Here is a 17,300-nt window from a genome sequence, read left to right as displayed (position 1 = left end):
CAAGTCCTCCGCTTTCGGCAATACCGTCCCGTTCTCCGGGTCGGAAGTCACGAATGGGTGACGCTGTTAAGGCGATCTTCAGGAAGTTGTTCTAGCTGAAGCAGTCGGCAGCTTTCCGATTGCCGCAAGACACGGGGGGATTGGATGACACATCCGGGCCGCGCCATCCAGCGTCAGGCTGCAAGTCGATGTTCGCCGCAACGGCCTGCAAGCGATCTCTCCACCTGGCGGGAAGTGGGGCAGGGCGACTTCGTCGTCATCGATCGGCCAGGTATCTGGCTGACGGCGACACTTGGGTCCTGCGTCGGGATATTCCTGCACGATTCCGCAGGACGACAGGGTGGCATGACGCATATTTTCCACTGCGTCGATCCCGGTCCGATGGGGGGCGGGGCGATCGTGGCCGAAATCGAGAGGCTGGTGAATGTGCTGATGCGGCAGGGCGCGCGCCGCGCAGGGCTGGAGGCGCGGATCGCCGGGGGCGCGCATACACTGACGCGCGGCAAGGATGTGGGCGGCCAGATTGCCGAAGTCTGTCTGGACTACCTGAAGGCCGAGGCGATCCCGCTGGTGCAGGCGGATCTGCGCGGGGTGCGGGCACGCCGGGTTGTCTACGACCCTACGACAGGCGATTTGCAGATCAGCTATCCGGATTCGAAGCTGCCACCGCATCGTGACCATCCCTCCGGTCTGCACGATCAGACCGAGGAATTGTTCCGATAGCGGCTGAAACCGTCTTCAGCCCGCCTGATCCACGATTTCGGTGGTATGGAAGGTATTCGTGTTGAGCAGGTATTGCGCTACGATCGGTCCCGACGCCGCTCCAAGCGTTCGGGCGTTGCCGCCCACGCGCCCGGCTTCTATGCGCGGCACGATCAGACCGCGGGTGTCCTGCGTCGCCAGATACCGGCGTACCCGCTCGACCAATTGATGGCGGATCGTTTCGGGAAAGGCCCCGTCGATCAAGATTGCCTCGAAGTCGATGACGGAGCAGGTCGACAGGCTGGCCTTGGCCAGCTCCTGGGCCGTCTCTCCCAGCCATGGCTCCACGTGTCGCGCCAGCGCGGCCCATGTCTTCGGTCCCTCGGACAGGCGGGCAGGGTCCAGTCCGACATCGCGCAGGCGGGTCTGCAACAGATGCAGCGATGCCATGTCGACCAGTTGCCGACTTTCGCCGTTAGGACCGATTGTGCGCAGCGATCCGAGCGCGCCCGCATTGCCCCGATGCCCCTCATAGAGGGAGTGGTTCAAGACGATCCCACCACCCAGATAGGAGCCGACGAAGAAATAGGCGTAATCCCGGAATTCCTTGCCGCGGCCATAGATCTGTTCGGCCAGGCAGGCTGCCGTGGCGTCGTTCATCGCCAGAACGGGCAGGGCCGTGATGTCCGCAAGGGCGGCACGCAGATCGGTGCCGCTCCATTCCGGAAATTCAAGCGAGAGGGTGCTGGCATTCCAGATCTCGAACGGCGCGGCGATACCCAATCCGCACAGCCGCAGGGCCTCGGCCGGAGACAGGTCGCTGCACAGATCGCCCAGCCCTTCGGTCAGGAAGTCCAGTACCGGACCAGGGCGCAAGACATCGTAATCGAGCCGAAGCTGACGACGCATCCCGCCGGTGAACTCCATCAACAACAATTCTGCCGATCGACGACCGATTTTCAGGCCCAGCGAAAGAACTCCATCGGGGGCCAGTGCCATCGGAACGGATGGTTTGCCGACACGGCCCCGGACGGGCGCGCGGCGCGATAACAGCCCCTCGGTTTCCAGACGGCGCAGGATACCGGATACGGTGGGGGCGGACAGTCCAGACAGACGCGCAAGATCGCTGCCCGCCAGCTCGCCGTGGCGCAGCAGAAGCGACAGCAGAAGGCGTTCGTTGTGATCCCGAACACCCTTCTGGCTTAGTCCCGTACTTATCGATCTGACGATACCGTCGTCCATGACGCTCCCTACCGGGCGTATCGCTCAGAGGCGATGCCGCCATCGCCACGATAGCGTCGAATAATTAGTAAAGAAAGTTAATTAATAAATTGACTCAGGCCGAAGTATGGCATTTTCTATTTGCGGGAGACCGGTTGACTGGCGATTGCGAACGTCGCTCGGGACCGGCGCGACCGTTCATATCTGGGAGGATTACCATGAAGAAGCTGTTAGCCGGGTCGGCCATTGCCGCCCTTTCCATGACCGGTGTCGCATTCGCCGACGCCGATTCCACCACTGCCTGCCTGATCACCAAGACGGATACCAACCCGTTCTTCGTGAAGATGCGCGAAGGTGCCGCCGCCAAGGCGGAAGAGCTCGGCATCAACCTTCTGTCCTTCGCGGGTCGCGTCGATGGTGACCACGAGACACAGGTCGCGGCGATCGAGACATGCATCGCCGAAGGCGCCAAGGGAATTCTCCTGACCGCGTCCGACACCTCGTCGATCGTGCCTGCCGTCAAGCAGGCCCGCGACGCCGGACTTGTCGTGATTGCGTTGGACACGCCGCTGTCGCCAATCGACGCGGCCGATGCGACTTTCGCCACCGACAACTTTCTGGCCGGTGAGCTGATTGGCCAGTGGGCCGCCGCCGCCCTCGGGGACGAGGCCGCGAACGCGCGGATCGGCATGCTCGACCTGTCCGTCAGCCAGCCGACTGTGGGCGTATTGCGCGATCAGGGGTTCCTGACCGGCTTCGGCATCGACGTCAAAGACGCCTCCAAGTGGGGCGACGAGGAAGATCCACGTATCGTTGGCAATGAAGTCACCGCCGGTAACGAGGAAGGTGGCCGCACCGCGATGGAGAATCTGCTGGCGATCGATCCGACGATCAACGTCGTCTACACCATCAACGAGCCTGCCGCCGCAGGTGCCTATGAGGCGCTGAAGTCCATCGGCCGCGAAAACGACGTTCTGATCGTGTCCGTCGATGGCGGTTGTCCCGGCGTGCAGAACGTTGTTGACGGCGTGATCGGTGCCACATCGCAGCAGTACCCGCTGCTGATGGCGTCCAAGGGGATCGAAGCGATTGCCGCCTTTGCCAAGGACGGCACGCTGCCGCAGCCGACCGAGGGCAAGGACTTCTTCGATACCGGCGTGGCGCTTGTCACCGATCAACCCGTGGACGGGGTCGACAGCATCGACACCGCCGAGGGCGCGGATCTTTGCTGGGGCTGACGGGATAGCATGATACGATTGGACAGGGCGCGTGCTATGCGTCCTGTCCGGTGTCACGCGGCAAAGGGGCAGACATGACCGACAATCCAACCACCGCCACGGCGGATCGCGTTGCCGAATTCGACCAGGGCCGTAAAGGCTTCGTGCATCAGGTGCAGCACCGTTTGCATGTCACCCCGGCGCTGGTGCCGCTGATCGTCCTCGTGGGTTCGATTGCGGTGTTCGGGGCGCTTCTGGGGAACAAGTTCTTTTCACCCTTCGCGCTGACCCTGATTCTGCAACAGGTGCAGATCGTCGGCATCGTCGGCGCGGCGCAGGCGCTGGTTATCCTGACTGCGGGCATTGACCTGTCGGTAGGCGCGATCATGGTGCTGTCGTCGGTCATCATGGGACAATTCACCTTCCGCTATGGCCTGCCGGTCGAGGTCGCGGTCGTCAGTGGCCTGGCCATCGGCACAGCGATTGGCGCATTCAACGGCTGGCTGGTGTCGGCAATGAAACTGCCGCCCTTCATTGTCACGCTGGGCATGTGGCAGATCGTGCTGGCGGCCAACTTCCTCTATTCCGCCAACGAAACCATCCGCAGTCAGGAAATCGCGAGCGAGGCCCCGCTGCTTCAGATCTTCGGCACCACGTTCAAGATCGGCGGCGCGGTGTTCACGGTCGGTGCGATCTTCATGATCGTGCTGACGCTTATCCTGGCCTATGTGCTGCGGCACACCGCCTGGGGCCGTCACGTCTATGCTGTCGGCGACGACCCCGAGGCGGCGGAGTTGTCCGGCGTCAATGTCCGCGCGACGTTGATTTCGGTCTATGCGCTGTCGGGTCTGATCTGCGCGTTTGCCGGCTGGGCCCTGATCGGGCGGATCGGCTCGGTCTCACCGACATCTGGCCAGTTGGCCAACATCGACAGCATCACCGCCGTGGTGATCGGGGGCATTTCGCTGTTTGGCGGACGCGGGTCGATCATGGGTATGCTGTTCGGCGCGGTGATCGTCGGAGTATTCTCGCTGGGCCTGCGCCTGATGGGCGCGGACGCGCAGTGGACCTATCTGCTGATCGGTGTCCTGATCATTTTCGCGGTCGCCATCGACCAGTGGATCAGGAAGGTGTCGGCATGACCCGGATAACCGGCAGAACGACCGGGCGCCGCGGTGCGCACGTGGGGCAAGCCCACGGGGACCAGTGGATCAGGAAGGTATCGGCATGACGGAACCTCTTCTCAAGGCGCGCGGGCTGGTCAAACGGTATGGCCGTGTGACCGCCCTGGACCACTGCGATTTTGACCTGATGCCAGGCGAAATCCTCGCCGTGATCGGGGACAACGGTGCCGGGAAATCCTCGCTCATCAAGGCGCTGTCGGGCGCGGTCGTCCCCGATGCGGGGGAGGTGTGGCTGGACGGCAGGAAAGTCCGCTTCACCGCGCCGACCCAGGGCCGCGAAGCGGGGATCGAGACGGTCTACCAGACGCTCGCCATGTCGCCCGCACTGTCGATTGCGGACAATATCTTCATGGGCCGCGAAATTCGCCGTCCCGGCATAATGGGCAGCGTGTTTCGAATGCTGGACCGCCCCGCGATGGAGAAATTCGCCCGCGAAAAGCTGTCGGAACTGGGGCTGATGACGATCCAGAACATCAATCAGGCGGTCGAGACCCTGTCGGGCGGTCAGCGTCAGGGCGTTGCCGTCGCCCGTGCCGCCGCCTTCGGGTCGCGCGTCATCATTCTGGACGAACCGACGGCCGCGCTGGGTGTCAAGGAAAGCCGCCGGGTGCTGGATCTTATCCAGGACGTGCGCGCGCGCGGCATTCCGATCATCCTGATCAGCCACAACATGCCGCATGTCTTCGAAGTCGCCGACCGCGTCCACGTCCATCGGCTGGGCCGCCGTCACTGCGTCATCGACCCGAAGGACTATACGATGTCAGACGCAGTTGCCTTCATGACCGGCGCGAAAGAGCCGCCCGAAGCATTGCTGTCCGCCTGACGGCAGGTCTTGACGCCGACCCGGCATCCGATCACCCCGGTATCAGGGGACCGGACGCCGGTCTCTCGCGACCGTTCAGGCACGAGGTAATATGACCCAACACGCGACCAGATTGGGCGTCGACATCGGCGGCACCTTTACCGACGTGGTGCTGGAGACGGCCGGCGGTCGCCATTCGGCCAAGGTCCTGACGACCTATGCCGCGCCCGAAAATGCCATCGTCGACGGCATGCGACAGGTCTGCACCAAAGCCGGGATCGCACCTCAGGCCATCGGCCAGATCATCCATGGCACGACGCTGGCGACCAACGCTCTGATCGAACGGCGCGGCGCGCGCACGGCGCTGATTACGACGCAGGGCTTCCGTGATGTGATCGAAATGCGCACCGAGTCGCGGTTTGAACAATACGACCTGAACCTGGAGCTGCCCGACCCGTTGCTGCCGCGTCAGATGCGGCATGCCGTGGCCGAGCGTGTCGACGCGACCGGCGCGATCCTGATCCCGCTGGCGCGCGCGGACATCGAGACGGTCGTGGACGCCATCGCCGAACAGGGCGTCGAAAGCGTCGCCGTCGGCCTGATCCATTCTTATCTGAACGATGCGCACGAACGGTTGATTCGCGATGTGCTGACCAAGCGTCTGCCCGATGTGATGGTGTCGCTGTCGTCCGAAGTCTCGCCCCAGATGCGCGAATACGAACGCTTCAACACGGTCTGCGCCAACGCCTATATCAAGCCGCTCATGAAGTCGTATCTGGGGCGGCTCAAGGGCCGGTTGTCGGACGAAGGGGCCGACTGCCCGGTCTTCCTGATGCATTCCGGAGGCGGCATCATCTCGCTGGACAGCGCGGCGGAGTTTCCGGTCCGACTGGTCGAATCCGGCCCGGCGGGCGGTGCGGTCTTCGCCGCCGACATCGCCGCGCGGCACGGACTGGACCGGGTTCTGTCCTTCGACATGGGCGGCACAACGGCCAAGATCTGTCTGATCCGCGACTTCACCCCCAAGACGTCGCGGGTGTTCGAGGTCGCGCGGACTTATCGGTTCAAGAAAGGATCGGGGATGCCGATTTCGATCCCGGTGATCGACATGGTGGAAATCGGTGCGGGCGGCGGCTCGCTGGCGCATGTCGATGCGATGCACCAGATCCGCGTCGGCCCCGAAAGCGCCGGGTCCGAACCGGGCCCCGCCTGTTACGGACGCGGCGGCGACCGCCCTGCCGTGACCGACGCCGACCTGACACTGGGCAAGCTGGACCCCGATGGCTTTGCGGGCGGCTCGATCCGACTGGACACCGAAGCCTCGCACGCCGCACTTGCCTGCGTGCTGGGCGATCCGCTGGACATGGACGTGATGGAAGCGGCGTTCGGATTGGCCGAAGTCGTGGACGAGAACATGGCCAACGCGGCGCGTGTCCACGCCGTCGAGAATGGCGAGGATCTGGCAGGCTATACCATGATCGCCTTCGGTGGCGCGGCCCCGTTGCACGCCGGTCGCCTGTGCGAAAAGCTGGGCATTGATCGCCTTCTTGTGCCACCCGGCGCAGGCGTCGGCAGTGCCATCGGCTTCCTGCGCGCGCCGTTCAGCTTCGAGGCGAACCGCTCCGTCTACATGACATTGTCGGACTTCGATCCGGCCCGTATCACCGACCTGCTGGGCGACCTGCAATCCGAGGCGATTGGTTTCGTGCGCACCTGCGACGCCGACAGCCCGATCAACTGCGAGTTCAAGGTCTACATGCGCTATACGGGCCAGGGCTGGGAAATCCCCGTGACGCTGACCGAGGCGCAGGCGATGACCCCCGACGCCGCCACCTTCCTGTCGCTGTTCGAGACCGACTACACCCGACTGTTCGGGCGCACGGTTGCCGGTCTGGACGTGGAGATCACCGTCTGGTCGGTCAATGCCACGACCCCGCCTTCACCGGTCGAGCCGCTGGAGGCGGCCGGGCAGGGCGGGACGATCATCGGCACCGGCACGCGCGCCGTTTTCGACCCCGCGCTGGCGCAGGTCGTTGACGCCGCCGTGGTCGCTCGCACCGGTCTGATGGATGGCGCGACCATCGACGGCCCCGCCGTCATCACCGAGGACGAGACCACCATCATCGTCCCTGCCAGCCGCAGGGCGACGCATCTGCCCGACGGCTGCATCGACCTGACCAGAAAGGCCACGCCATGACCTCCACCGTCGCCTACCAGGTCATGTGGAACCGCCTGATTTCCGTGGTCGAGGAACAGGCGCAGGCGCTTGTCCGCACCGCCTTCAGCACGTCGGTCCGCGAGGCGGGCGATCTGTCGGCGGGCGTCTATGACGCCGATGGCCGGATGTTGGCACAGGCCGTTACCGGAACGCCGGGCCACGTCAACGCGATGGCCGATGCCGTTGCGCATTTCATCCGCCGCATCGGGCGCGACACGATGGCGGAAGGCGACGTCTATGTTACCAACGACCCGTGGGAAGGCACCGGCCACCTGCACGACATCACCATGGTCACACCGTCGTTTCACGGCGGCCAACTGGTCGGCTTCTTCGCCTGTACCGCCCATGTCGTCGATATCGGCGGGCGCGGGTTCGGTGCGGATGCCAACAGCGTCTACGAGGAAGGCCTCTACCTGCCGATCATGCGCTTCGCCGACCGCGGCAGGGTGGATGAGACGCTGCTGAAAATCGTGCGCGGCAACGTCCGTGAACCCGATCAGCTGGTCGGCGACATGTATGCGCTGGCGTCGTGCAACGAGATCGGCCACCGCCGCCTGACCGCCATGATGGAAGAGTTCGGACTGGACGATCTGACCGGCATCGCGACCTTCATCCTCGACAATTCACGCCGTGCCACGCTGGAGCGGATCGCCGCGCTGCCCCGCACCTCCGCCACCGGCGAGATGACGGTCGATGGCTTCGATACGCCGATCACCCTGAAGGTCCGCCTGACGATCGAGGCCGACCGCATCCTGTCGGATTTCGCGGGCACCAGCGGGCTGGACCCCAAGGGCATCAACTGTCCGCTGGTCTATGCCAAGGCCTATGCCTGCTATGCCCTGAAATGTGCAATCGCCCCGGAAATCCCGAACAACGCGGCATCGTTGGCTCCGTTCGAAATCGCCGCGCCCGTCGACTGCATCGTCAACGCGACGCATCCCGCGCCGGTCGCCCTGCGCCATATCGTCGGTCACTTCGTCCCGGACACAGTGTATGACGCGCTCGACAAGATCCTGCCCGGCGTGGTTCCAGCGGAAGGAGCGGGATGTCTGTGCAATTTTCAGCTTTCCCTGCGGCCCCGGTCGGGTGCGCAAGACGGTGCGACACGGTCCGAGGTTCTGATCTTCAACTCGGGCGGTGCGGGGGCACGGCCTGGCTTCGATGGGTTGAACGCGACGGCCTTTCCGTCCGGCGTGATGACCATGCCCATCGAAGCCACGGAGCACGCCGGCCCGGTGATGATCTGGCGCAAGGAGTTGCGACCGGATTCCGGCGGAGCGGGGCGACATCGCGGCGGTCTGGGGCAGATCATGGAAGTCGGCGCGCGCGATGGCTATGAGTTTGATTTTTCGGCCATGTTCGACCGCGTCGATCATCCGGCGCGGGGCCGTCGCGGCGGCGCATCCGGGGCGCCCACGACCATCGCACGCGACGACGGATCGGTGATGCGGGGCAAGGGCAGGCAGTTCGTCGGTTCCGGTCTCCGCGTGATGCTGGCGCTGCCCGGTGGCGCAGGCTACGGCGCGCCGGGCGAACGCGACACCGATCTGGTCAGGCGCGACCTTGCGCGCGGATATATCTCGGCGGAAGTCGCGGCCCGCGATTACGGCCTGACACCCGAGGAGATCGAAGCCGTGCAGGTCGAGGTGCGGCAGGGCAAGACGCCATAGGGAGGGCGTGACGGCTGTCTTCCGCCCCTACAATTCTCGACCAGTCACAGGGCGGAATAGGCCCTGGCGGGATGTGGACCGCATGGACATGAACATGACAAATCAAAAGATACGATACGTTGTTGATATAGTTAATAAATATCCGCATCTGCGATAAATCGCCGATTGGTCGCGTGGGTCAAAGCGTTAACCTTTTGTTAAGGGGTGGTTCTTTATCGTTAAGGAATGCTCGACTTAGAACCTGCCCAAGCCCCAACAGACGCTTATCTCGCTCTGGAAGCGGATCTTATGAGCTATGCCCGGCATTACACTCCAACGGATGAGGCTCGAATGTCCCCCAGTGAACTGCGGTGTGTTCATGACAGTTCCAACTGGGCGCACCGATGGGCAACATTGGACAGAATCTGTCTGGGACATTGATCTGCTGGCCTTCAAAATGGAATGAACCGCCGGGATGAACGGCGGCTCTTTTGGTCCGATGAAAATCGAGGGTCAGTCAGAGTGATCGAGGGGCAGTTCTTCGGTCACGCCATCTGTCGCCACCGTCTGAATCACACGGACGTTCCCGATTGCCTCGCGATAGACCCGATTGCCTCGCTATAGAATTGTCCACGCAGGCCCCGGAGGTTCCGCATAAGCGACCTGAACGTCTGCGGGGACACGCTTTGCAGGTAATGGTAGGTGCCGTTCGCATGCTTCGTCGACCGGTTACGGGCAAGGCCATGCATGCCACCTCCGTATATCACCGAGGAGGGTTTAATATCCTGACAAGTCGCATCTTTTTGAGAGCTTCAAGGAAAAATGGTGCTGTGAGAGAGGATTGAACTCTCGACCTCACCCTTACCAAGGGTGTGCTCTACCACTGAGCTACCACAGCATTCCGGGGGCGGATTAGACCGAACCGGATGATCCCGCAACCCCTGAATATGTTCCCCGACAGCATTGAGCGCCCCCTATGGCCGCCAATGAAGGCTGCATCTGGTCTGCCCGGCTGGACCCCCGTCGCACCTGTCGCTATGTCGGCGGAGAATAACAGGGGCAAGCATGGTGCAGGGCGGCAAACCTACCCGTGAAGATCGGCTGAAGGCCGCGCTGAAGGCCAATATGGGACGGCGCAAGGCGCAGAAGCGCAATCGCGCAGAAGACATGTCGCCAGACACCGTGGCCAAAGACGCACCGGACCATAAAAACGGGCCCGCAGATGGTCCAGACGAGCAGGAGACTCCCCATGGATAGCATCATCGTCACCGGCGGCGGCCCGCTGAGCGGCACGATTCCGATCGCCGGGGCCAAGAACGCCTGCCTTACGCTGATGCCCGCGACGCTTCTGTCTGACGAACCGTTGACCCTGACCAACGCTCCCCGCCTGTCGGACATCCGTACCATGTCCCAGCTTCTGGGGTCGCTCGGGGCGGAAGTCAGTTCTCTCTCGGACGGTCTGGTGCTGGCAATGTCCTCGCACGACCTGAACGGCGAACGGGCGGATTATGATATCGTGCGCAAGATGCGCGCCTCGATTCTCGTCCTCGGGCCGCTTCTGGCCCGGCAGGGTCGGGCCGTCGTGTCGCTGCCCGGCGGTTGCGCCATCGGCGCGCGACCCGTCGATCTGCACCTCAAGGCGCTGGAGGCGATGGGAGCCGAGCTGGAATTGCGCGACGGATATGTCCACGCCAAGGCCCCTTCGGGCGGATTGCACGGCGGTATCGTCGACTTCCCCTTCGTTTCGGTCGGCGCCACCGAAAATGCGCTGATGGCCGCAACACTGGCAAGGGGCACCACCGTCCTCAAGAATGCCGCGCAGGAGCCTGAAATCGTCGACCTCGTCCATTGCCTGCAAGCCATGGGCGCGCAGATTTCCGGCGAAGGCACCGACACGATCGAAATTCAGGGCGTCGACCGTCTGCACGGGGCAACCCACCGCGTGGTCACCGACCGGATTGAACTCGGCACCTATATGCTCGCACCGCTGGTGGCGGGGGGTGAAGTCACGCTGGGCGGCGGTCGTCGCAACCTGCTGGACGCCTTCTGCACCAAGATCGAGGAAGCGGGCGCCGAAGTGACCGAGTCCGATGCCGGTCTGACCGTCAAACGCGCCAACGGCCCGATGCAGGCCGTCGATGTCGAGACGCAGCCGTTTCCCGGCTTCCCGACCGACCTTCAGGCCCAGATGATGGCGCTGCTCTGCACCGCCCAGGGCACTTCGGTGCTGGAGGAAAAGATCTTCGAGAACCGCTTCATGCACGCGCCCGAACTGATCCGCATGGGCGCGGAAATCGATGTCCACGGCGGCCACGCGACGGTGACGGGCGTCGACAAGCTCAAGGGTGCGCCGGTGATGGCAACCGACCTGCGCGCGAGTGTCAGCCTGATCCTCGCCGGTCTGGCGGCCCAGGGCGAAACCCGCGTCGGACGCGTCTATCATCTGGATCGCGGATATGAACACGTTGTCGCCAAGCTGCGCGGCGTCGGGGCGAATATCGAAAGGGTCAAGGAAGATGGCTGACACTCACACTCCGCGCGATGCAAGGTTTCACGACGCAGATGAACGCCCGCTCAAGCTCTGGGCGACGGATTCGGAAGACCTGCAAATCCTGGCCGCACTGGCGCAGGACGCCGTGCTGCCCGCGTCGGAAATGCGCTGGCAAAAGGGTCCGCGCCGCTTTGCCATGCTGCTCAACCGCTACCGCTGGGAACACGGCACGCGACAGCCCGAACGGGTGCGCAGCCTGCTGACGGCGGGGGATGTGGTGTCTGTCCGGGGGCAGGGGGTGCTGCCCGGCGATGCCGATACCGTATTGTCGCTGCTGACGCTGGACTGGGAGCCGGGGGCCGACGCCGACGGCATCCTGCGCCTGACCTTCGCGGGTGACGGTGTGATCGAGGTCACCTGCGACTGTCTCGATGTAATGCTCGCGGATGTGACGCAGCCCTATGCCGCGCCGTCGGGCAAGGCGCCGGAACACCCGGAATGACGCGACACCTTGAGACCGGGGCTGCCGCACTCTAGGCAGACCCGGACCCTGCCCGGAGACCTCGGATGCCGCAATTTCTGTCCACCGCCGACGCCGATTTCGATACCCGCTTCGCCGCTCTGCTGTCCATGAAGCGCGAGGAGGCACCCGATGTCGACGATGCCGTCGCCGCGATCATCGCCGAGGTGCGCGCGCGGGGGGACGATGCGGTCTGCGACCTGACGATCCGATTCGACCGCTTCGCGCTGACGCCGGAAACGATGCGCATCACCGATGCCGAGATCGCCGCCGCTGCCGGTCAGGTCGCGCCCCTGGACCGGGCCGCGCTGGAGACCGCCGCCGCCCGCATCCGCGCCTATCACGAACGGCAACTGCCCCGTGACGAGCAATGGACGGACGAGACCGGCGCGACGCTGGGCTGGCGCTGGGGGCCGGTGGACGCGGCGGGGCTTTATGTGCCGGGCGGGCTGGCGACCTATCCTTCGTCGGTGCTGATGAATGCGATCCCGGCGCGGGTCGCCGGTGTCGGTCGGCTTGTGATGTGCGTGCCGACACCCGACGGTGTGCTCAACCCGATGGTCCTGCTGGCGGCACAGATGTCCGGCGTGACCGAAATTTACCGCATCGGCGGCGCGCAGGCGATTGCCGCCATGGCCTACGGCACCGACACCATCGCGCCCGTCGACAAGATCACCGGGCCGGGCAACGCTTTCGTCGCCGCCGCCAAACGCCGCGTCTTCGGGCGCGTCGGCATCGACATGATCGCGGGTCCCTCCGAAATTCTGGTGATCGCAGACTCCGACAACGACCCTGACTGGATCGCCATCGACCTGTTGTCCCAGGCCGAACACGACGAAAGCGCGCAGAGCATCCTGATCACCACCGACGCCGCCTTCGGTCAGGCCGTGGCCGACGCTGTGACGGCCCGTCTGGAAAGCCTGGAGCGCGCAAACATCGCCGGCCCGTCCTGGCGTGATTTCGGTGCCGTCATAACCGTTGGCGATCTGGACGAGGCATCGAAGCTGTCAAACCGCATCGCCCCCGAGCACCTCGAACTCGCCGTCGCCGATCCCGAAGCCCTGTCCGACAAAATCACTCACGCCGGGGCGATCTTCCTCGGTCAGTGGACGCCCGAGGCCATCGGCGATTACGTGGGCGGTCCGAACCATGTCCTGCCCACGGCCCGCTCGGCCCGCTTCTCGTCGGGCCTGTCGGTCCTCGATTTCATGAAGCGCACGACGCTGGCCCGCATGACACCCGAAAGCCTCCGTGCCATCGGCCCCGCCGCCGTCCGCCTTGCCACGTCGGAATCGTTGCAGGCGCATGGCCTGTCGGTGCAGGCGCGACTGGACCGGCTGAACCGATGACGCGCCAGACCATTGCCCCGCCCGCCACTATGCCGCATCAAGCGCCCATGACCGATCGTATCGCCCAGATTCATATCGACGACGCCAACCTGCCGATCCCTACGGCGGAAATCGAGCAGGAACGGGCCGTCGCCATATTCGATCTGCTGGAAGACAACAGCTTTTCCCTCGCCGCCGATGGGGCGCCCGCCGGGCCCTACGACCTGTCGCTGGCCATTCGCGAACGCCGTCTGGTCTTCGACATCAGCACCGGCACAGGCAAGGCCGGTGAATTCCATCTGTCGCTGGGGCCATTCAAACAGGTCGTGAAAGATTACTGGCAGATCTGCGCGGCCTATTTCGACGCGGTCAAGAAACTCCCACCCAGCCAGATCGAGGCGATCGACATGGCCCGGCGCGGCATCCACAACGAAGGCGCGCGCATCCTGCAGGAGCGGCTGGAGGGCAAGGCGACTGTCGATATCGACACGGCGCGGCGGCTTTTTACCCTGATCTGCGTGCTGCACTTCGGGGGCTGAGCATTGGCCGGAAACCCACAATCCGTCCTGTTCTGCTGCGATCACAACGCCGTCCGTTCGCCCATGGCAGAAGGGCTGATGAAGAAGATGCACGGTCAGTCGATCTATGTGCAATCGGCGGGCGTGAAGAACGACATCGAGATCGACGGCTTTGCCGTTGCCGTCTGCGCCGAGATCGGGGTGGAGCTGTCGCGTCACCGTTCCCGATCTTTCGAGGAAATGAAGCAATGGGGCGACGATCTGGAGCAGTTCGACCTGATCGTCGCCCTGTCGCCCGCATCGCAGCGCATGGCTCTGGAGCTGGCCCGTCACGCCCATATCGACGTTGAATACTGGCCCATCATGGACCCGACGGGGCTGGGCAAGGGGCGCGATCAGAAGCTGGCGAGCTATCGGCTCAGCCGCGATCAGATCAGGGAACGGTTGAAGGGTCGGTTTGGGTGAGGGGCCTTTAGGCGACGGTTCAGGGAACAAGCGTGACCGGAAAGAACGGCATATTCTTCGCCTTGATCTTTGCCGCCTTGATCGCCTGACGCAGACGATCCGAGACGAACAGAAGTTCCGGGCCGATCAACGGATCACGCCATAGGTCCGCACCATCCAGAACCGAAGACGACAGGGCAATTTTGCCGCCACCCTGTGCTTCCATTATCGAGTTATACATATAATCGTTGGTCGTCGGATGTAGCGTCAGGGTGTTGGGCAATAACCGCGCTGTGCCGTTTTCATAGACCACCGTCGGTCCGACCGCAGAGGCCTCGACATCCAGACCTGATTTCTTCTCCGCCACCGCCAACAACCAGAACCGTTCCGGCCTCGGCGTCACGCGGTCATGCGCAACGAAAGGCAGTTCGGTCAGCTGGTTGTCGCCCAAATCGAACTGCACCAGCACATCATGCATCTTTTGCGAAACGGTCAGAACGACGTGACGGGACATGAAGAAGTCGGGCATGAAGCGCTTGAAATCCGCGCCGTATCGGCCCGACATATCCCGAAAGCACAGCGGCATGTGTTCCGGCGGAAAGAGCGGACGCCTCTGTTCGACAGGGGCCGCGCCATACCTTCGCTGCCCTCGGGTTCGATGAAATCCATTTGGCCGTAGTTCGCGGGGTCAGCCGGAAACGGCGTGAACCAGACCGGGGTCTCAACTTGTCCGTCATTCTGCGTCATCAACTTCTCCGCTTTTGTCGACACGAACGTCGTCCGGTTGCCGTGGCATCCGATACGGACGTTTGTATGACCGACGTAATACCTCCGTATGCACCGTCGTAATATCCCCGATCACGCGCGGGTCCCCGTCGCACATATCCCCTTGAATATTTCCCGGTTTCCCCCCATCTAGCCACATCCCGCCGCAAGCCTCCGTTTTCCGGTCGCGCGGCCCCACATCAGGAGACACCATGGCCAAGGAAGAAATGCTCGAATTCCCCGGCGTCGTGCGCGAGCTTCTGCCGAACGCGACATTCCGGGTCGAACTCGAGAATGGCCATGAGATCATCGCGCACACGGCAGGCAAAATGCGCAAGAACCGCATCCGCGTTCTGGCCGGCGACAAGGTTCAGGTCGAGATGACGCCCTATGACCTGACCAAGGGTCGCATCAACTATCGCTTCAAGTAAGGTGCCGGGCAACGGCCCGCGCCTGATCCTCGGATCCGGCTCTCCGCGACGGTTGGAGTTGTTGGCGCAGTTGGGCGTAACGCCTTACGCCGTGCGCCCGCCCGATGTCGATGAAACACCTGAAAACGCAGAACTTCCGCGCGTTTACTGCGAACGGATAACGGCGCTGAAACTGGCCACGGTAGAGGCCGGTCCCGATGATATCATACTTTGTGCCGATACCACGGTGGCCGTCGGTCGGCGCATTCTGGGCAAGCCCGCCGACGCCGGTCAGGCCGCGCAATTCCTGCACCTGCTGTCGGGACGCCGGCACAAGGTCGTGACCTGCATCGGGGTGCGACGTGGCGACCGGATATGGACGCGAACCTGTGTGACGTCGGTCAAGCTGAAGCCGCTGTCGGACTTCGAAATCAACGGCTACCTTGCCACCGATGACTGGCAGGGCAAGGCAGGCGGCTATGCGATCCAGGGGCCAGCGGGTGCTTTCGTGTCGTGGATCGAAGGCAGTTTCACCGGCGTCGTCGGACTGCCCCTGCATGAAACCGCAAACCTGCTTCAAGCCGCAGGGCTGGAGATCTGGCGATGAACGGCACACAAATCATACTCGGTCACCACAAAGGCCGCCCCGCCGCCGCCCGCATGGTAAACGGACGGCTGGACGATTTGTTGATCGACGGCGACGATGATCGGCCCGGTCTGGGGACGGTGTTCCGTGCCATCTGCGACCGCCCCGTCAAGGGGCAGGGCGGCATGTTCGTGAAGCTTGGAAACGGTCTGACCGGCTGGCATCGCAATGCCAAGGGACTGGCCCCCGGACAGGCGTTGCTGGTGCAGGTCACGGGTCATGCCGAACCGGGCAAGGCCATCCCCGTCACCGACCGCGTGCTATTCAAATCGCGCTATTGCATCGTCACCCCCGGCGCGCCGGGCCTGAACGTTGCGCGCAGCCTGACCGATGACGAGGACCGCGACCGGCTTCTGGAAATCGCCAATGACGCGGTGCCTGACCGCGACGGTCACGGCATCATCCTGCGGACGGCCTGCGAAGGCATCGACGAATCGACGTTGACCGACGATCTGACGCAGACTTGGGGTGTGGCGATGCAGGTGCTGGATGATCCGGGGACGGACGCGGAGCGCCTGCTGGATGGTCCTGACGCGCATGCCCTGGCATGGCGCGATTGGGCCGGGACCGAGATTTCGGAGGACTGGGCGACGGTCGAGGATCAACTCGATGCCCTGTCGTCACCGCAGGTCAACGTCGGCCCGGCCACGTTCTACATCGAGCCGACGCGCGCCCTGACGGCTGTTGATGTGAATACCGCCGAGGGCGGGGCAGGCGGGTTCAAGGCCAATCTTTCGCTGGCGAAGGAACTGCCGCGACAACTGCGCTTGCGCGGGATCGGCGGTCAGATCGTGCTGGACCTGGCCCCGATGCCCAAGAAGGATCGCAAGGCGTTCGAAAGCGCCCTGCGCACGGCGTTGAAGTCCGATGCCATCGAAACCAGCCTGATCGGCTGGACCCCGCTGGGCCATTTCGAACTGACCCGCCGCCGCGAACGTCGTCCGTTGGAGGAGCTGCTGTGACCTGCCCGATCTGCGACAAGCCTACGGATGCGAAATACCGTCCGTTCTGTTCCAAACGCTGCGCTGACGTCGATCTGGGTAAGTGGCTGACCGGCAGCTATGCCATCCCTTCGACCGACCCGGATGACGCAGAAGAAGCCATTGACGCTGCCGAGCCGGAGAAGGACAGCCGTTCGCGCCAGAACTGACGCTTTTTCGTCTGGACACCGATTTTGCCGTGCCC

General features: G+C 63.6%; 18 protein-coding genes and 1 tRNA gene. 16 read left to right on the top strand and 3 right to left on the bottom strand.

Annotation, left to right across the window (positions count from 1 at the left end):
* Positions 1-144: 144 nt before the first annotated feature.
* Complete coding sequence (locus tag BMY38_RS13460) at positions 145-723, top strand: chemotaxis protein CheD (RefSeq protein ID WP_092763640.1); 579 nt, start codon at positions 145-147, stop codon at positions 721-723.
* Positions 724-738: 15 nt separating this feature from the next.
* Here BMY38_RS13460 and BMY38_RS13455 read toward each other — a convergent pair whose 3' ends face one another.
* Positions 739-1,944: an ROK family protein gene (locus BMY38_RS13455; protein WP_092763638.1), complete on the bottom strand. Its 1,206-nt coding sequence runs from the start codon at positions 1,942-1,944 to the stop codon at positions 739-741.
* Positions 1,945-2,141: 197 nt separating this feature from the next.
* Between BMY38_RS13455 and BMY38_RS13450 the strand changes: the two genes are divergently transcribed.
* From BMY38_RS13450 to BMY38_RS13430, 5 genes are all read left to right on the top strand, one after another.
* Positions 2,142-3,161, top strand: coding sequence for a sugar ABC transporter substrate-binding protein (locus BMY38_RS13450; RefSeq protein ID WP_092763636.1), 1,020 nt, complete (start codon positions 2,142-2,144; stop codon positions 3,159-3,161).
* A gap of 74 nt (positions 3,162-3,235) precedes the next feature.
* Positions 3,236-4,282 (top strand): ABC transporter permease, encoded by a 1,047-nt coding sequence (locus tag BMY38_RS13445; protein WP_092763634.1) that lies wholly within the window; start codon positions 3,236-3,238, stop codon positions 4,280-4,282.
* A gap of 85 nt (positions 4,283-4,367) precedes the next feature.
* Positions 4,368-5,147 (top strand): ATP-binding cassette domain-containing protein, encoded by a 780-nt coding sequence (locus BMY38_RS13440; protein ID WP_092763632.1) that lies wholly within the window; start codon positions 4,368-4,370, stop codon positions 5,145-5,147.
* A 91-nt stretch (positions 5,148-5,238) separates the two neighbouring features.
* Positions 5,239-7,323 carry a hydantoinase/oxoprolinase family protein gene (locus tag BMY38_RS13435; protein ID WP_092763630.1) on the top strand — a complete coding sequence of 695 codons (2,085 nt, stop codon included), beginning with the start codon at positions 5,239-5,241 and terminating at the stop codon, positions 7,321-7,323.
* Complete coding sequence (locus BMY38_RS13430) at positions 7,320-9,014, top strand: hydantoinase B/oxoprolinase family protein (RefSeq protein WP_092763628.1); 1,695 nt, start codon at positions 7,320-7,322, stop codon at positions 9,012-9,014. Before BMY38_RS13435 ends, BMY38_RS13430 begins: the two co-directional genes overlap by 4 nt.
* Before the next feature lie 802 nt (positions 9,015-9,816).
* Here the strand turns inward: BMY38_RS13430 and BMY38_RS13425 are convergent.
* A tRNA-Thr gene (locus tag BMY38_RS13425) sits at positions 9,817-9,891 on the bottom strand.
* Positions 9,892-10,058: 167 nt separating this feature from the next.
* Between BMY38_RS13425 and BMY38_RS13420 the strand changes: the two genes are divergently transcribed.
* The 6 genes from BMY38_RS13420 to BMY38_RS13395 all read left to right on the top strand — a co-directional run bounded on the left by BMY38_RS13420 (position 10,059) and on the right by BMY38_RS13395 (position 14,315).
* A complete protein-coding gene (locus BMY38_RS13420; protein ID WP_092763626.1) occupies positions 10,059-10,250 on the top strand; it encodes a hypothetical protein in 192 nt (63 codons plus the stop codon).
* Positions 10,243-11,517 carry a UDP-N-acetylglucosamine 1-carboxyvinyltransferase gene (gene murA / locus BMY38_RS13415; protein ID WP_092763624.1) on the top strand — a complete coding sequence of 425 codons (1,275 nt, stop codon included), beginning with the start codon at positions 10,243-10,245 and terminating at the stop codon, positions 11,515-11,517. The genes BMY38_RS13420 and murA overlap by 8 nt, the downstream gene beginning before the upstream one ends.
* A complete protein-coding gene (locus tag BMY38_RS13410; RefSeq protein ID WP_092763622.1) occupies positions 11,510-11,986 on the top strand; it encodes a DUF2948 family protein in 477 nt (158 codons plus the stop codon). The genes murA and BMY38_RS13410 overlap by 8 nt, the downstream gene beginning before the upstream one ends.
* Positions 11,987-12,051: 65 nt before the next feature.
* Entirely contained in the window at positions 12,052-13,353 is a 1,302-nt protein-coding gene (hisD, locus tag BMY38_RS13405; protein ID WP_092763620.1) for a histidinol dehydrogenase, read from the top strand.
* Positions 13,354-13,400: 47 nt separating this feature from the next.
* Positions 13,401-13,871: a UPF0262 family protein gene (locus BMY38_RS13400; protein WP_092763863.1), complete on the top strand. Its 471-nt coding sequence runs from the start codon at positions 13,401-13,403 to the stop codon at positions 13,869-13,871.
* A gap of 63 nt (positions 13,872-13,934) precedes the next feature.
* A complete protein-coding gene (locus BMY38_RS13395; protein WP_245737625.1) occupies positions 13,935-14,315 on the top strand; it encodes an arsenate-mycothiol transferase ArsC in 381 nt (126 codons plus the stop codon).
* A 19-nt stretch (positions 14,316-14,334) separates the two neighbouring features.
* Here the strand turns inward: BMY38_RS13395 and BMY38_RS13390 are convergent, their stop codons facing one another.
* The gene (locus BMY38_RS13390) at positions 14,335-14,880 is read right to left on the bottom strand and encodes an imm11 family protein (protein ID WP_092763616.1); all 546 of its coding nucleotides are present in this window, start codon (positions 14,878-14,880) and stop codon (positions 14,335-14,337) included.
* Positions 14,881-15,271: 391 nt separating this feature from the next.
* On the opposite strand from BMY38_RS13390, the gene infA reads away from it, so the two are divergent.
* From infA to BMY38_RS13370, 4 genes are read left to right on the top strand one after another with little or no spacing between them, the layout of a single operon-like run.
* On the top strand, positions 15,272-15,490 hold the full coding sequence (infA, locus tag BMY38_RS13385) for a translation initiation factor IF-1 (RefSeq protein ID WP_055087116.1): 219 nt from the start codon (positions 15,272-15,274) through the stop codon (positions 15,488-15,490).
* Position 15,491: 1 nt separating this feature from the next.
* A complete protein-coding gene (locus BMY38_RS13380) occupies positions 15,492-16,076 on the top strand; it encodes a Maf family protein (RefSeq protein ID WP_092763614.1) in 585 nt (194 codons plus the stop codon).
* Positions 16,073-17,077: a ribonuclease E/G gene (locus BMY38_RS13375; protein ID WP_092763613.1), complete on the top strand. Its 1,005-nt coding sequence runs from the start codon at positions 16,073-16,075 to the stop codon at positions 17,075-17,077. Before BMY38_RS13380 ends, BMY38_RS13375 begins: the two co-directional genes overlap by 4 nt.
* Positions 17,074-17,265, top strand: a complete 192-nt coding sequence (locus BMY38_RS13370; protein WP_092763612.1) for a DNA gyrase inhibitor YacG — start codon at positions 17,074-17,076, stop codon at positions 17,263-17,265. The genes BMY38_RS13375 and BMY38_RS13370 overlap by 4 nt, the downstream gene beginning before the upstream one ends.
* Positions 17,266-17,300: the final 35 nt, after the last annotated feature.

Source organism: Jannaschia helgolandensis (genome assembly GCF_900109285.1).
Taxonomy (GTDB): Bacteria; Pseudomonadota; Alphaproteobacteria; order Rhodobacterales; family Rhodobacteraceae; genus Jannaschia; species Jannaschia helgolandensis.
Note: the sequence above shows the minus strand (reverse complement) of the source record. Positions and strands in the feature narration are given on the sequence as shown.

Excerpts from the sequence above, each read along its gene's own strand:
- BMY38_RS13450 (WP_092763636.1), top strand. The coding sequence starts at position 2,142 with ATGAAGAAGCTGTTAGCCGGGTCGGCCATTGCCGCCCTTTCCATGACC.
- infA (WP_055087116.1), top strand. The coding sequence starts at position 15,272 with ATGGCCAAGGAAGAAATGCTCGAATTCCCCGGCGTCGTGCGCGAGCTT.
- BMY38_RS13455 (WP_092763638.1), bottom strand. The coding sequence starts at position 1,944 with ATGGACGACGGTATCGTCAGATCGATAAGTACGGGACTAAGCCAGAAG.
- BMY38_RS13395 (WP_245737625.1), top strand. The coding sequence starts at position 13,935 with ATGGCAGAAGGGCTGATGAAGAAGATGCACGGTCAGTCGATCTATGTG.
- BMY38_RS13410 (WP_092763622.1), top strand. The coding sequence starts at position 11,510 with ATGGCTGACACTCACACTCCGCGCGATGCAAGGTTTCACGACGCAGAT.
- BMY38_RS13430 (WP_092763628.1), top strand. The coding sequence starts at position 7,320 with ATGACCTCCACCGTCGCCTACCAGGTCATGTGGAACCGCCTGATTTCC.
- murA (WP_092763624.1), top strand. The coding sequence starts at position 10,243 with ATGGATAGCATCATCGTCACCGGCGGCGGCCCGCTGAGCGGCACGATT.
- BMY38_RS13445 (WP_092763634.1), top strand. The coding sequence starts at position 3,236 with ATGACCGACAATCCAACCACCGCCACGGCGGATCGCGTTGCCGAATTC.
- BMY38_RS13375 (WP_092763613.1), top strand. The coding sequence starts at position 16,073 with ATGAACGGCACACAAATCATACTCGGTCACCACAAAGGCCGCCCCGCC.
- BMY38_RS13460 (WP_092763640.1), top strand. The coding sequence starts at position 145 with ATGACACATCCGGGCCGCGCCATCCAGCGTCAGGCTGCAAGTCGATGT.
- hisD (WP_092763620.1), top strand. The coding sequence starts at position 12,052 with ATGCCGCAATTTCTGTCCACCGCCGACGCCGATTTCGATACCCGCTTC.
- BMY38_RS13390 (WP_092763616.1), bottom strand. The coding sequence starts at position 14,880 with ATGCCGCTGTGCTTTCGGGATATGTCGGGCCGATACGGCGCGGATTTC.
- BMY38_RS13420 (WP_092763626.1), top strand. The coding sequence starts at position 10,059 with ATGGTGCAGGGCGGCAAACCTACCCGTGAAGATCGGCTGAAGGCCGCG.
- BMY38_RS13435 (WP_092763630.1), top strand. The coding sequence starts at position 5,239 with ATGACCCAACACGCGACCAGATTGGGCGTCGACATCGGCGGCACCTTT.
- BMY38_RS13440 (WP_092763632.1), top strand. The coding sequence starts at position 4,368 with ATGACGGAACCTCTTCTCAAGGCGCGCGGGCTGGTCAAACGGTATGGC.
- BMY38_RS13400 (WP_092763863.1), top strand. The coding sequence starts at position 13,401 with ATGACCGATCGTATCGCCCAGATTCATATCGACGACGCCAACCTGCCG.